Origin of the sequence: Erythrobacter sp., from assembly GCF_038133525.1 — a bacterium.
Taxonomy (GTDB): domain Bacteria; phylum Pseudomonadota; class Alphaproteobacteria; order Sphingomonadales; family Sphingomonadaceae; genus Qipengyuania.
The window spans coordinates 1-14,487 of the sequence record NZ_JAYPTL010000038.1; the positions used below are offsets into that span (position 1 = coordinate 1).

11 protein-coding genes and 1 pseudogene are annotated in these 14,487 nt (G+C 62.2%); 5 read left to right on the forward strand and 7 right to left on the reverse strand.

Going from position 1 to position 14,487, the window contains the following annotated elements; all coding sequences use genetic code 11:
• Positions 1–154: pseudogene (gene rplK / locus AAFM29_RS11020) on the reverse strand (50S ribosomal protein L11); the annotation flags it as partial.
• Positions 155–666: 512 nt separating this feature from the next.
• Here rplK and AAFM29_RS11025 point away from each other — a divergent pair.
• Complete coding sequence (locus AAFM29_RS11025; RefSeq protein WP_341712853.1) at positions 667–1,704, forward strand: retroviral-like aspartic protease family protein; 1,038 nt, start codon at positions 667–669, stop codon at positions 1,702–1,704.
• A 23-nt stretch (positions 1,705–1,727) separates the two neighbouring features.
• Here AAFM29_RS11025 and nusG read toward each other — a convergent pair whose 3' ends face one another.
• From nusG to AAFM29_RS11055, 6 genes are all read right to left on the reverse strand, one after another.
• Positions 1,728–2,264, reverse strand: a complete 537-nt coding sequence (nusG, locus tag AAFM29_RS11030; RefSeq protein WP_341712854.1) for a transcription termination/antitermination protein NusG — start codon at positions 2,262–2,264, stop codon at positions 1,728–1,730.
• 40 nt (positions 2,265–2,304) lie between these two features.
• A complete protein-coding gene (secE, locus tag AAFM29_RS11035; protein ID WP_341712855.1) occupies positions 2,305–2,514 on the reverse strand; it encodes a preprotein translocase subunit SecE in 210 nt (69 codons plus the stop codon).
• A 302-nt stretch (positions 2,515–2,816) separates the two neighbouring features.
• The gene (locus AAFM29_RS11040; protein WP_341712856.1) at positions 2,817–3,965 is read right to left on the reverse strand and encodes a glycosyltransferase family 87 protein; all 1,149 of its coding nucleotides are present in this window, start codon (positions 3,963–3,965) and stop codon (positions 2,817–2,819) included.
• A gap of 87 nt (positions 3,966–4,052) precedes the next feature.
• The gene (locus AAFM29_RS11045; RefSeq protein ID WP_341712857.1) at positions 4,053–5,603 is read right to left on the reverse strand and encodes an NAD(P)/FAD-dependent oxidoreductase; all 1,551 of its coding nucleotides are present in this window, start codon (positions 5,601–5,603) and stop codon (positions 4,053–4,055) included.
• A gap of 119 nt (positions 5,604–5,722) precedes the next feature.
• The gene (locus AAFM29_RS11050; RefSeq protein WP_341712858.1) at positions 5,723–7,552 is read right to left on the reverse strand and encodes a DUF885 domain-containing protein; all 1,830 of its coding nucleotides are present in this window, start codon (positions 7,550–7,552) and stop codon (positions 5,723–5,725) included.
• A gap of 103 nt (positions 7,553–7,655) precedes the next feature.
• Positions 7,656–8,927: an amidohydrolase family protein gene (locus tag AAFM29_RS11055; protein WP_341712859.1), complete on the reverse strand. Its 1,272-nt coding sequence runs from the start codon at positions 8,925–8,927 to the stop codon at positions 7,656–7,658.
• A 119-nt stretch (positions 8,928–9,046) separates the two neighbouring features.
• Between AAFM29_RS11055 and AAFM29_RS11060 the strand changes: the two genes are divergently transcribed.
• Genes AAFM29_RS11060 through AAFM29_RS11075 form a run of 4 tightly spaced genes read left to right on the forward strand, consistent with a single transcriptional unit; the run spans position 9,047 to position 14,465 of the window.
• Positions 9,047–11,137 (forward strand): S9 family peptidase, encoded by a 2,091-nt coding sequence (locus AAFM29_RS11060; RefSeq protein ID WP_341712860.1) that lies wholly within the window; start codon positions 9,047–9,049, stop codon positions 11,135–11,137.
• Positions 11,138–11,149: 12 nt separating this feature from the next.
• Positions 11,150–12,337, forward strand: coding sequence for a lycopene beta-cyclase CrtY (gene crtY / locus AAFM29_RS11065; protein ID WP_341712861.1), 1,188 nt, complete (start codon positions 11,150–11,152; stop codon positions 12,335–12,337).
• Positions 12,334–13,887, forward strand: a complete 1,554-nt coding sequence (locus tag AAFM29_RS11070) for a phytoene desaturase (RefSeq protein WP_341712862.1) — start codon at positions 12,334–12,336, stop codon at positions 13,885–13,887. The genes crtY and AAFM29_RS11070 overlap by 4 nt, the downstream gene beginning before the upstream one ends.
• A complete protein-coding gene (locus AAFM29_RS11075) occupies positions 13,884–14,465 on the forward strand; it encodes a TIGR00730 family Rossman fold protein (RefSeq protein WP_341712863.1) in 582 nt (193 codons plus the stop codon). Before AAFM29_RS11070 ends, AAFM29_RS11075 begins: the two co-directional genes overlap by 4 nt.
• Positions 14,466–14,487: the final 22 nt, after the last annotated feature.

Consider the following 14,487-nt stretch of genomic DNA (forward strand, 5'->3'; position numbering starts at 1 on the left):
CCTTTTCAAGGCTGTCGGTCGCGGCGTTGAACGCCTTGCAGAATTCCATGATGTTGACGCCGCGCTGACCCAGCGCAGGGCCGATCGGGGGCGACGGGTTGGCGGTGCCGGCGGGCACCTGCAGCTTGATATAGCCGTCGATTTTCTTGGCCATGAGAGGCCTCCTTTCTCACTGTTGCCGCGCTCTTTCGAGCAGTGGCTCATGGTAAGCGGTCAAACGGGCTGCGATCCGCAGTCCTCCCGCACGGTTTCCCGCGCTCACGCCCGGGAAGGCGCGCACATAGCGTTTTCCGCCCCGAATGCAAGCGATTCCCCCTGCAGGGTGCCTGTAGGGCCTAAGTTGGATCGGACGGGAGAAAGCCCTGCCGGATGGAACACATGGAACACGGTCCTGAGAAAGAACGGGACGCGGGCCAGCCAAGGTTCGAGACAACGGGCTGCAGGTCAGGAAATTCGCCTCGGTCATACCAATAAGCATTTACCGCTTCCTCGGCGGGTAGGAAAACCTGGCCGCCGACTGCAATCGTGCGAAAGCTACATAAGCAACTGATCTTATTAGGCATGAGGAAATGGTACACGAAGTGGCCGTCACGCCGGTCGAGCCTGATCCCGCATCCATCGACCTCCCCTCGCCTATTGCCAATGGCCCGCCTAACCTGTTCAACCATGGGGAAGGCAAACATACTCACCGCACTGGTGCTATTTGGCGTGTCGATGCCGGCAGCGTCGCAGGATCAGGCCGAGCGGTCGCCGGAAGTAACGGCAGCGCGCATGCCGACCTTGCCTCCGGCAGAGTTCGACGAGAGCCTTGCCATCGGTGGTGAGGAAATCGACGCGCGCAAGTTGCGCAGCCGGATGACGGTGGACGTCCTGATCAACGGCAAGGGCCCCTACAAATTCGTCGTCGACAGCGGGGCCGACACATCGGTGATCGGCGAAGGGCTTGCGGGACGCCTTGCACTTGAGCCCGGAACGCCGACGATGCTTCACGGCGTGACCGAAAGTGCGATGGTTGACCGCGTGCTGGTCGACGAACTTCAGCTCGGCCCTACCATTTCGACCGCATTGGAACTCCCCGTCCTGGAGGAACACGATCTGGGCGGCGACGGCATGGTCGGTCTCGACGCTCTGGTCGAACAGCGCTTGATGTTGGATTTCGAAAAGCGGTTGATCACGGTCGATGATGGCCGGGTGAAGGAGCCTGTTCGAGACGGCGTGATTGTCGTTACCGGACGCCTGCAGCGCGGCCAGCTTATCCTCACGCAGGTCAAGGCGGGTAGTCATCGGGTCGATGCGGTGGTCGATACCGGCAGCGAGATCACGATCGGCAACATCGCGCTGCGCGACAAGCTGCTGCGGCGCGGCAAGACCGATTTCCAGAAGATCACGGTCTATGGGGTGACTGGCGCAGCGGTCGAGCTCGATTTCGCGTTCATCAAGGAACTCAAGCTGGGGCCGGTCAAGCTGACCAACGTGCCGATCGCCTTCGCCGATGTTCCCCCTTTCGAGGTCTTCGGGATCGACAAACAGCCTTCGCTATTGCTCGGCACCGACCTGATGGAGACCTTTCGCCGCGTTTCGCTGGATTTCCACGATCGCAAGGTGCGCTTCCAGTTGCGCAAGTGCGAATCCCGCACGGTCGTTCGCACAGTCACCTCGGCGACGAGACTACGCGCCGAGGAAGCGACTGCCTGCCAGCACTGACCCAGAGTAAGGGCCTGAAGCCCTTACTTGACCAGCTCGACCTGCTCGAAGTCCAGTTCGACGGGGGTCGCGCGGCCAAAGATCGAAACCGATACCTTGACCTTCTGCTTGTCGAAATCGAGCTCCTCGACCAGCCCGTTGAAGCTCGCGAAGGGACCGTCGAGAACCTTGACCTGATCGCCGATTTCGTAATCGACGCTGACCTGGGTCTTCGGAGCCGCCTTGGCTTCTTCCACACCGCCGAAATAGCGCGCGGCTTCCTTGTCGGAAATCGGCTGCGGCTTGTTGTTGGTGCCGAGGAAACCGGTGACCTTCGGGGTGTTCTTGACGAGGTGATAGACATCGTCGGTCATGTTGAGCTTGGCGAGCACATAGCCCGGCATGAACTTGCGCTCGACCTGCACCTTCTTGCCACGCTTGACCTCGGTGACCGTTTCGGTCGGAACCTCGACCGCTTCGACGCCTTCGGACAGGCCCAGGCGCTCGGCCTCGGCGATGATCGAATCGCGAACCTTGTTCTCGAAACCGGAATAGGCGTGGATGATGTACCAGCGTGCCATGTGCGTCAGTTACCCTGTCGGAAGTTGTGTCGGGGGTCGATCAAGCCAGCGTCAGCAGCCACTGCATGACAGCGCTGAACAGTGTGTCGACGCCGAGGAAGAAAACGCCGAGAATCAGCATCATGATGAACACGAAGATAGCGGTACGGACCGTTTCCTGGCGGCTGGGCCATACGACCTTGCGCGCTTCCGCACGCACCTGGTTCATGAATTCCGCCGGGGAAGTCTTGGTATTCTGCTGCTCTGCCATGACTGAATTCGATTCTCGCGTAGATATCGTCGCGCCTTCCGCAACCGGGTCCCTTTCAGGTAGGGTTCGTCGCCGCCCCGGTTCAAGTCCGGGAGGGGCTTTTTTACGATCCCAATGTCGGAAGACGGATGCGATTTAGGCCGGGTGACCGAAAAACGCAAGCGCGGCCACGCGTGTTCTGCCACGGCGGGTCCCGAAAAAGTGAGGGGCCGGGCGCTTGTCCAGGGAACCCGACCCCTCATCCACGGGAATGAAGGATTTCCCTATGCCGCAAGCGCTCCCAAAGCTGGGTTACTCGCAGCCTAGGGAAAATCCCTAGGCGCAGCTCTCGTCCACACGAGTACCAGCAGGGCTACAGCAGCTAGAGGCATCAAGTTGACGCCCATCGGCAGCGCCGCGGCGCGGGTGGCATAGGGAGCGAACCAGAGAGCCACGAGCAACAGCTTCTCGTAGTCACGAAAACCTTGCGCCCTACCCTGTTCAACCAGCCACAAAGTCGGGAAGATCAGGAACGGCAAGTCATAACTGAACAAATAGGGTGAGGCGAGTGCGGTTGCAGCAAGCACAGCAGCTGCAGCTCCACGCGCATCGCCAGGAAAACGCCTTGCGCTAGTCACGGCGGTGGCTAGCGCCAGCACGCCGGAAAGGATCGCTGCGATCAGCGCCAACCCATCTCCGGCAATCAGGCGGAACTGCGAAAAAAATGTGGTCATGCGCAGCAGGAATTCGCGATCGAGTCCCTCCATCAGTGCGCGTGAAGCTTGCCAGCTTGTCGGGTAAGCCAACATCGTGGCAGTGCCGAATACCGACCATGCTGCGAGGAGAAGGATCGTCGCGGAGGCGCCGGCAATAATGAACGCACGCCAGTGCCTTCCGGCGGCCAACCACACCGGGGCTAGAACTGCGAGATGTGGCTTGATCATCAAGGCCCCGATCGCCACACCCGAGACGCTCGGGCGCCTCGACACCTCTTGCGCAGCCAGGATCAACAAGGCACCGGTCAATAGCCCTGTCTGGGCGTGTCCAGCCGCGATCAGCGCGCCCGGATAGGCCAGCACCAGGGGCCAGAGATTCGGAAAGGCCCGAATGCCGGCCCAGGCCCAGAGCGAATAGGTCACCGCCACCCACGCCAGCCAGGCCAAAGGGAATGGAAGTGCGCCGAATGGAGCCGCAGCAAACAAAAAAGGCGGCGGATTGACAAAGGCAAACCAGCCCTCGCTTCCGGTAGAAGTCTGGATCTGCCGCTGGGTAGCCAAATCATATGCGGAAGCGGGGTCACCCAGTATGGTGACGTGGCCAGCACCCCAAAATGCCAGGAAATCGGTGCCGGCAACACCCATGGCCTGGATGTAGCTGTGGGCGAGCAGCGCCAAAGACGCCAAACCAAGCAACAGCGCATAACCGCGCACGCGTTCGCGTGTCAGCCAGTCTGCCCTGCGCAGGAAGTCCATTGCCGCCATTCCCCTTTAGCCGCGTGGCAGGGATGACTAGCCGTCGCCCCTGCGCACCGCCAGCAGGGCAATGAGACTATCCCCGCATCAGGCGGCGACAGAGTCGGCTTCTTCCTGATCCGCCCCGATCGCATGGTCGCCCGAATAGACGAATTCCGGCCCGTCAAAGTCGATCAGCGGGAAGGCATCGCGTTCCGCCCAATAGTCCTGGTTGTGGCGCCATTCGGACTTGGCTCCGCGCCGCGGCATCTTGTCGATGCCGCGCATGAGATAGCCGGGGTTGAAGTTGTCGCTTTCGATCCAGGGGAGGATTTCCATGCCCTGGTCCTGCGGTCGGAGGGCGACTTCGATCTGTGACACGCCCTTGTCACGCATGTGATTGAGCATGGTGCAAACAAAATCACCCATCATGTCGACGCGCAGCGTCCAGCTTGCGCGGAAATAGCCCATCACCCAGACCATGTTTGGCACGCCCGTGTGCATCGCCCCGCGATAGGTCACGGTTTCCGACCAATCGACCGGCTTGCCGTCGACCGAAAACGGAATCCCCCCCATCACCAACAGGTTGAACCCGGTGCAGGCCACGATCAGATCGGCCTCGATCTCCTCGCCCGAAGAGACCCTAACGCCCTTTTCAGTGAAACGCTCGATCGTGTCGGTGACAACGGTCAGCTTGCCCGCAACTGCAGCCCTGAACACGTCGCCTTCGGGGCAGAATGCGAGCCGTTGCTGCCACACGCGATATTTCGGGGTGAAATGCGGTTCGAACTCGAAGTCCGGCGTTTCGGTGAAAGCGCGGACAAGCTCCTTCAGTTCTTCGAACACCACATCGGGTTCTTCCTGGCAGCGCCGGGTCATCAAGTCCTGATCGAACATGACCTGCTGGCGCACGATGCGGTGCACGGTCGGTTCGTCCACGCCGATCTCGCGCAGGCGGTCCGCCAGTTCGTTCTTGTTCTCGCTGCAGAAGAAGTAGGTCGGCGACCGCTGGAGCATGGTCACATGCGCGGCCTTCTCGGCAAAGGCTGGCACCACCGTAGCGGCGGTCGCGCCCGAGCCGATCACCAGAACCCGCTTGCCGCTATAGTCGTAATCCGGGTCCCACTGCATCGCGTGGAAGAAATCGCCCTTGTAATCGGAGAGGCCCTTCTCGCTCCATTCGGGCGGGATGTAGGGTTTCTCGTGATCGTAATAGCCCTGGCACATCCACAGGAAGTTGCAGGTGAAGCGCAGCTCCGCACCATCTTCCAGCCGAGTTGCCTCGACGGTCCACAGGTCGTCATCGCGCGAATAGGAACAGTCGGTGATCCGGTGACCGTAGAAAATATGATCGCCGATCCCGTTCTCCTCGATCACTTCGCCCATGTATTTGAGGATCTCATCGGCACTGGCAATCGGCGCGCCGACCCAGGGCTTGAAGCGATAGCCGAAGGTGTAGAGGTCGGAGTCCGATCGCACGCCCGGATACTTATGCGTATCCCAGGTGCCGCCGAACGTGTCCTTCATTTCGAGGATGGCATAGCTCGCCCAGGGGCATTGTTCCTGCAGGTGATAGGCCGAACCGACCCCCGAAATCCCCGCACCCACGATCAGGACATCAAAATGCGCTGCCGGCGCCTTGCCCGATTGTTCAACCATGCCTCTCTCCTCGCTTTACCCCAAGCCTATTGCACTCCTATGCGAAGCGCCCGTCAATAGGTCTTTGATTGAAATCAATCGAGGTGAAGCGAGGTTGAGACGAGTGGTTTGCGACTTGGTCAGCCGCCGCCGCGCGCGATCCAGCGGCCGATCTTCGCCTCGAGCACGGGGAGAGGAAGCGAGCCGGAACCGAGCACCTCACGGTGGAAATCGCGGATGTCGAACTTCTTGCCCAGTTTCCCTTCGGCGCGTTTGCGCAGCTCCTGAATCTTGAGCGCGCCGACCTTATAGGCAAGCGCCTGGCTGGGAATGGCGATGTAGCGTTCGACTTCGGCCACCACCTCGGTGCGGGTCATGCCCGAATTTTCCAGCATGAAGTCGATCGACTGTTCACGTGTCCAGCCCTTGGCGTGGATGCCGGTATCGACCACCAGCCGCATCGCGCGCAGCTGCTCGTCCTGCAGCGTGCCGTAGCGGTTCCACGGGTCCTTATAGAAGCCCATCTCGTAACCGAGCGTTTCGGCATAGAGCGCCCAACCCTCGATATAGGCCGTGTTGCCGCCAAAGCGCATGAAGGCGGGCAGCGCCTCATTTTCCTGCGCCAGGCTGATCTGGAAATGGTGCCCCGGCGCCCCCTCGTGGAGGTAGAGCGTGACGTTGCCGGTCGTCAGTCGGCTGGGCAGGTCGTAGGCGTTGAAGTAGAAAGTGCCGGGCCGCGAGGCATCAGGCGTCCCCTGTTCATACGAACCACCTGCCTGGAATTGCTCGATCGAAGGATCGTAGGGCTTGATCTCGAGCGGGGTCTTGGGGAGCACGCTGAAGTAATCGCCGATCTTCGCGTCAACCTGCTTGCCGATGTCATAATAGGCCTGGGTCAGGGCTTCGCGGCTCTTCGGCTTGAACTTCGCGTCAGTGCGTACGTAGTCGAAGAACTCGCCCAGCGTGCCCTTGAAGCCGACCTCGTCCTTGATCTGCTCCATGCCCTGCTTGATCCGGGCGACTTCGCTCAGGCCCAACTCGTGCAGATAGTCGGCGGTCAGCGGCAGCGTGGTCGATTCCTGGATCATATTGGCGTAAAGAGCCTCGCCACCTTTCATCTGGCTCATGCCCACGCTGTCACGGGCCGCGGCCAGATATTCGTCGCGCAGGAAGTCACGCAGACGCGTGTGCACCGCGTAGAGTTCCCTGGTTTTCGCTTCGTAGGCCGCAGTCAGGCGTGGCTTGTCCGCTTCGGAGAAATCCGCCGGGAAATTCTTGACCGGCATCATGAACTGCGAATCCGCGATCGGAATCGCCAGCATTGTGTCGAGCTGCTGGATCACGATGCCGATGGTCAGCTTGGTTTCGACCACGCCCGACTTCATGCCTTCACGGAATTTGGCGATCGCCCGGTCGTTGATGGCGATATAGTCGTCGTGACGCGACAGGTTGTCTTCGTAGTTCGCCAGGGTCTTGAACGGCGCCGCGCCCTGCCCGCTGGCGAAGTTGGGATAGAAGGTGTGGAAGCCCGCGAAATGGTTGACCGGGCGCACTTCGGTCAGCGCACGGATCTCGTCGCTCTGTCCGCGCAGCGCGGTTTCCTGATCGTATTTGAACACATCGTAAGCGAGTTGGTCAGTCTCATTCAGCTGGCTGCGATCGATCTGCGCCAGCAAGGCGAGGTTGAGCTTGGTATCCAGGCGGGCTGCGTAAAAGGAACTGTCTGTAAGGAAGTCGCCCAACCGACCTGCATTGCTGTCATCCCCGCGGAACAGGCGACCGAGCGGATTGAGTTCAAGCGCACGTGCGTCCGATTCGGCGAACAGGGTGTAGAGCTTGTCATGCTCGGTCTGCGCTGCGGCTTGCGCCGCGACTTCCCCGGTGCCGTGATGGTCGGCAAGTGCCGGCGTTGCGAAAGCCGCGAAGGAAAGCGCAGTGGCGCCCAGAAGGGCGGTACGAAGTGCAGTCATGACTTGATCCCTGTTTGTGTATTGCCCGGCTATGACAGCTCTGCCCAGGGAGCAAGCTGCGCACCGGACGATCGGCGCCCAGCCTTCGACGAACGGCGAGTGCCTAGTCGATCACCCGGCCGCGGACCATGACCCAGTCGACCTTTTCCAGTACGGTAACGTCCTTGGTCGGATCGCCTTCCACCGCGATAATGTCGGCTGAATAGCCCGGAGCAAGCCGCCCGATCTCGTCTCCCATGTCAAGCACGGCGGCGGCAACAGTGGTGGCGCTGGCTAGCGCCTGCCGGTCGCTCATGCCCTGCGCCCGCATCAGGCCGAACTCTTCCGCGTTGCGACCGTGCGGGAACACGCCGGCATCGGTCCCGAATGCGATCGGCACGCCCCATTTGAGCGCCTTGCCCATGAAACTGCGCGCCACATCGGCCACCGCTTCGATCTTTGCCTCGACCACCGGGGTGTAGATGCCCTTGCCCAGACGCTCGGTCACCCCCTTGAACGCCATCAGCGTGGGAACGAGCACGGTTCCCCGCTCGCGCATGACGCGTGCCGAAGCCTCATCCATGTAGGTCCCGTGCTCGATAGTATCGATACCCGCCCGCGACGCCGCCTCGATCCCGCGCGCACCATGCGCGTGAGCCATGACCTTGAGCCCCAGCGAGTGCGCGGTATCGGCGATGCTCTTCATCTCCGCGTCGGTGAAATGCGCTTCGAGCCCGCGACCCTGCTGGCTCAGCACGCCGCCGGTCGCAGTGATCTTGATCACGTCCGAACCGTTCTGGCTGGCCAGCCGCACCTTCTCCGCGCATTCGACCACGCCGGTGCAGGTAAAGCCGGTGTCGAGCACTTCGTTGACCTCAGGGCGGAAACCGCTGACGTCACCGTGCCCGCCGACGATCGACAGCGGGACGCCAGCCGAGACGATGCGCGGGCCCGGGATGAAACCCTGCGCCGTGCCCCGACGCAGCGCGAAGCCGTTTTCGGGCCCGCTGCCCGCCTCACGCACGGTGGTAAAGCCCGCCAAGGCGGTAATCCGCGCATTCTTGGCACCGACCACTACACCCCATTCGTCCGGTTCGACTGCTTCCTTCCAGAAATCTCCGCCCGGATCGCCCGTCAGGTGGACATGCAGGTCGATCAGGCCCGGGACCACGGTCTTGCCCGCAAGATGCACCATGGTCGCACCCTCGGGCACTGCCTGCCAACCATCGACGATATTGACGATCCGCCCGTCGGTTACCGTGATCGTCGCTTGGTCCGTTGGTTCACTCGCGGCGTCGACCAGGACATGTTCGGCATGAATTACCGTAGTTTGCGCCAGCGCCGGCACGGCAGTTCCTGCCATTAGAGCGGCAAGCGCGAATGTAGATGTCCTCATCGAATCCTCTCCCTGTTCGCCCGCCGGTGTGCCCGCTCGACCGGTGGCTCACAAGCCTTGCCTTGCCCGTACCGCCGCACTCACTATGTCGGTCACCCAAGAAAGGCCGAAAATCCACGATGTCGTTCCGCTTCCTTCTTTGGGGACTCTTGCTGCTGACCCTGCCAGTTACCGCGGCTGCGGCTCCCACACGCGTGATGACGGCAGAAGATGTTCTGCGGCTCGAGACGGTGAGTTCGGTCGAAGTGTCTCCTGACGGCTCGGCAGTCGCGGTGACGATCGCGCGTATGCCGGACGTGCTGAAGGGAGAGGAGAACGGCCCCTTTCGACGCCGCCTCAGCTTGGCCGCCGCACCCGACGATCTGCGCGACCTGTTGCCAGCGGACATGAGCGTAGCGAGCATTGGCTTCTCACCTGACGGCAAACTGATCAGCTTCCTTTGGGCGGCAGAGGGCGAGCGCTTGGCGGTATGGGGTGTTCCCGCTGCCGGCGGTCCGCGGCGCAAGCTGGCCGCGATCGGCGATGGCAACGTTTTGGCCTATGCCTGGAGTGCTGATAGCGCGATGCTGTGGCTGATCGCGAGCGCGGCGGTCGACGAACAGCGCGCCCTGCTCGCCCGTGCAGGGTTCGATGCCGTCGTTCACGAGGAAGATGCACGGCTGAACCGGCTCTTTGCGGCACGCGTGGGCGACAATCCTGACCCTTTGCCGCGCGAGGTTCCTGTACCGGGCTTTGCCAGTACGCTGAAGCTCATGCCCGGCGGCAAGACGGCAGTGCTGGTCAGTGCGCCCTCCCCGCTGGCAGATGACAGCTACACCAGCCGCAAGGCGCTTGTAATCGACCTAGCCGACGGGCGCGTCCTGCGCGAACTGCCAACGCCGACCAAGCTTGGCGACATCGAATTGTCGCCCAATGGTCGGCAATTGGCGATGATCGGGGGGATCGATTCAAGCGATCCCGATGCCACGACGCTGCAGATCGTAGACCTAGCGACCGGTACGCTTACTCCGATCAATGCCGGCGCTGCCGAAGCTGCCGTTGACAGCGAGTGGCTGGATGACGGGCGGCTGGCGGTCATCATTCACAAGGGCGTGCACTCGGTCCTGCGCTTTTACGACGGCGGGCGGATCGAGCGTGAGATCGATGGCGACGATCTGGTGCTGGCGGAAATCAAGGCCGGCGGTGGGCGAATCTTCGTCGAAGCGAGCGATGCCAACCATCCCAATGAGATGTTCGAACTACGCGACCGCAAGTTCCTGCGCTGGACCCATCACAATGACTGGCTCAGCGAAGTGGCATTCGGGCGCCAGCGGGTATTTCGCTACAGGGCGCGCGATGGCCAGAAAATCGAAGGGATCCTGATCGAACCGGTCGGCGGCATTCCCGTGGGCGGCGCCCCGCTGATCATCGACGTGCATGGGGGTCCTGAACAACACGAGACCGGAGGCTGGAACACCGGATATAGCGCCCCGGGCCAGGTCGCCGCTGGTCGCGGCTATGCGGTGTTCCTGCCCAATTATCGGGGCTCGACCGGATATGGCATCGACTTCGCGCGCCAACATCAGGGCCGCTATACCGATCCCGAATTTACCGACCTGGTCGATGCCAAGCGCGCGCTGGTCGCCGCGGGCATCGCGGACCAGCGGCGGGTGGGCATGACCGGTGGGTCATACGGGGGATATGCCACCGCCTGGGCAGCAACTGCACAATCGGAAGAGTTCGCCGCCGGGGTGATGTTCGTCGGTATTTCCAATCAGGTCTCCAAATTCGGGACAACCGACATCCCGCATGAAATGCGCAACGTCCACGCGCTCGCCTGGCCGTGGGACGATTGGCAGGGCATGCTCGAGATCAGTCCGATCTATTACACGGACCGCGCCCGCACGCCGCTGTTGATCATGCACGGGACTGAGGACGAGCGCGTACCCCCGGGCCAGGCGCTGGAGCTCTATCGCGCGATCAAGGTGCGCCAGCCAGAAACCCCGCTCCGGTTGGTATTCTATCCGGACGAAGGTCACGGGAACAGCAAGGCTGCTGCCCGTTACGACTACAATCTCAGGATGCTGCAGTGGTTCGATACCTATCTGAAGACCGGCAACCGTACCGCAGCGCTTCCTGCATCCGGCCTCGGCCTGGTTGCCACACCCGTCCAACCGCAGGTGGCGGCAGAACAGGCACCAGTGTTTGCGGATACGGCGCAACTTCCTTAAGCGACAAGTCCGATGAACGGGCGCATGATCGATATGACCATCGTCGGCGGCGGGCTGGCCGGGGGGCTGGTTGCCCTGGCCGTCCACCGCGCGCACCCGGATTTGCGTATTGCCCTGTTCGAAGCGGGCGAAAACCTTGGCGGCAACCACCGGTGGAGCTGGTTCGCTAGCGACCTCGACTCCGATGGAGAGGCGCTGCTGGCCGATGTCCGCAGGACTGAGTGGGACAAGGGTTACGAAGTCTGTTTTCCCGCTCGGACACGCACCCTTACGAGCCGATATCGGTCACTCGACAGTCGCGATTTCGATGCAGCGCTGCGTCGCTTGCTGCCGCAAGAGGCGGTCCGCCTTCGCACGCGGGTCACCGAGCTCGCGACCGACGGCGTGACACTGGCCAATGGCGAGCACGTCCCTGCCCGTGCTGTACTCGACTGTCGCGATGGTGGCCCGTCGCACCATCTAAATGGCGGATGGCAGGTGTTCATGGGGCGCCATCTGCGAACGCACCAACCGCATGGCCTGTCGCGGCCGATAGTGATGGATGCCCGGGTCGATCAGTATGGCGCCTACCGCTTTGTCTATACGCTGCCCCTGGGGGCGCATGACCTCTTTGTCGAAGACACCTATTACGCCGACAGCCCACGGCTCGATCGCAGCGCCCTGTCGCGCCGGATCGACGAATATTGCACCGCAATGGGCTGGGATGGAGAGATTGTGGGCGGCGAAACCGGGGTTTTGCCGGTCATCACAGGGGGCGATTTCGCCGCCTATCGCCGCGATCTTGGCGCGCCGGGCGTGGTGCGGATCGGTGCGCGCGGCGGTTTCGTCCATCCGCTGACCAGCTATACCCTGCCCTTTGCCGTGGCCAACGCGCTGCTGGTCGCTCGCGAGGCGACACTTCCCGGGGAGCAGCTTTCCGCACTGTTCGAAGCTCGCGCCGGGGCGCATTGGCGCAAAACCGCCTTTTACCGCATGCTGGGACGGATGCTGTTCGACGGCGCGCAGCCTGACCAGCGCTACCGTGTGTTCGAACACTTCTACCGACTGCCCGAACCGCTGATCGAACGGTTCTACGCCGGGCGATCGACCTTTGCCGACCGGGCCCGGGTGCTGAGCGGCAAGCCGCCCATCTCCATACCGGCAGCGATCCGCGCGCTGCTTGGCAAGGGTTCGCCGCTCGTCCATGAGGGATCGCAATGAACGCCGAGACGACGACCCCCCCCACGGTTTCAGGCGCCGAACAGGCTGTCCCTACCGCTGCAACCGGCCGCACTGCCTGCGTGATTGGATCGGGCTTTGGTGGGCTGGCGCTTGCCATCCGCCTGCAGTCAGCCGGCATCGCCACGACGATTGTCGAAGCTCGCGACAAGCCGGGCGGACGCGCCTATTTTTGGGAGAAGGACGGCTTCACCTTCGACGCGGGGCCAACCGTGATCACCGATCCCGATTGCCTGCGCGAATTGTGGGCGCTGTCCGGGCACGACCTTTCCGAAGACGTCGAGCTGCTGCCGGTGCTGCCCTTCTACCGGCTGAACTGGCCCGACGGGACCAGCTTCGATTACTCCAATGACGAAGAGAAGCTGTTCGCCGAAATCGCCGCGCTCAATCCGGCGGATGTCGCCGGATACCAGCGGTTCCTCGAATATTCCGAAGGGGTCTATCAAGAGGGCTACGTCAAGCTGGGCCATGTGCCGTTCCTTGACTTCAAATCGATGCTCAAGGCGGCGCCAGCGCTGGTGAAGAAACAGGCCTGGCGCAGCGTCTATTCGATCGTTTCGAGCTTCGTCGATAACGAGAAGCTGCGCGAAGCGCTGAGCTTTCATACGCTGCTGGTTGGCGGCAATCCGATGAAGACCAGCAGCATCTACGCGCTCATTCACAAGCTGGAGATGGACGGCGGCGTGTGGTGGGCCAAGGGCGGAACCAACCGGCTGGTGGCCGGGATGGTGCGCCATTTCGAACGGCTGGGCGGGACCATGCGCCTGCACGACCCGGTAGTGCACGTGCATACGCTGGGCAAGCTGGCTACCGAAGTGGAGACGCATTCGGGCTGGCGCCAGCGCTTCGATGCTATCGCCAGCAACGCCGATATCATGCACAGTTACAAGGACTTGCTATCGGGATCGAAACGCGGAGGCGATTATTCGAGGAGCCTGGCGCGCAAGAGCTTCAGCCCCAGCCTGTTCGTGGTCCATTTCTGGATCGAGGGTACCTGGCCCTGCATTCCGCACCACACCATCCTGTTCGGCCCGCGTTATGAAGGGCTGCTCGAAGATATCTACGATCACGGCGTCCTGCCGCAGGATTTCTCGATCTACCTCCACCACCCGACCGTGACCGATCCGGGCATGGCGCCGGAAGGCAAGAGCACTTTCTATGCGCTGATCCCGGTCGCCCACATGGGCAAGCTGGCGGTCGACTGGGCCGAGATGGGCCCGATTCTCGAGAAGCGCATCCTCGACGAAATCGAACGCCGCCTGATCCCCGGGTTGCACGAGCGGATCGTGACCAAGTTCCATTATGCGCCTCGCGATTTCGCCATGGACCTCAACGCCCATCTGGGCAGCGCCTTCAGCCTCGAGCCGCTATTGACCCAGAGCGCATGGTTCCGCGGCCACAATCGGGACGATGTGATCGACAATTTCTATCTTGTGGGGGCTGGCACACATCCCGGCGCCGGGATACCGGGCGTCGTCGGCAGCGCCAAGGCGACTGCCGGGCTGATACTGGAGGATTTGCTCGCTTCATGAAACGTCTTGCCGTCTATTGTGGATCCGCTTCGCCCGAGGATCCGCGCTACATCCAGCTCGCCTACGATGTCGGTTCGGAGCTCGCACAACGCGGGATCGGTGTCGTCTACGGCGGTGGCCGCCTGGGCCTGATGGGTGCAGTCGCGCGCGGCGCGCTCGATGCCGGTGGCGAAGTGATCGGGGTAATCCCCGAAGCGCTGGTGAAATCCGAAGTGGCCAACCACGATTGCACCGAACTCTATTCGGTTTCGGGCATGCATGAGCGCAAGCAGCGCTTCACCGACCTGTCGGACGGCTTCGTCACCATTCCAGGCGGCGTCGGAACCATGGACGAATTGTGGGAAGCGATGAGCTGGGCACAGCTTGGCTACCACCAGAAGCCGGTCGGCCTGCTCAACGCCTTTGGCTTCTACGATCACCTGGTCGCCTTCAACCGCCAGATGGCCGAAGTCGGTTTCGTCCGCCCGGCGCACCAGGGCATCCTGATCGCCGACACCGCGCTGGGCGGCCTGCTCGACAAGATGGCCAGCTACGTGCCGCACACGCCGATCTTCAAGATGAAGGCCGACGACCTCTGAGCAAACCGCGCCCTCTCACCAC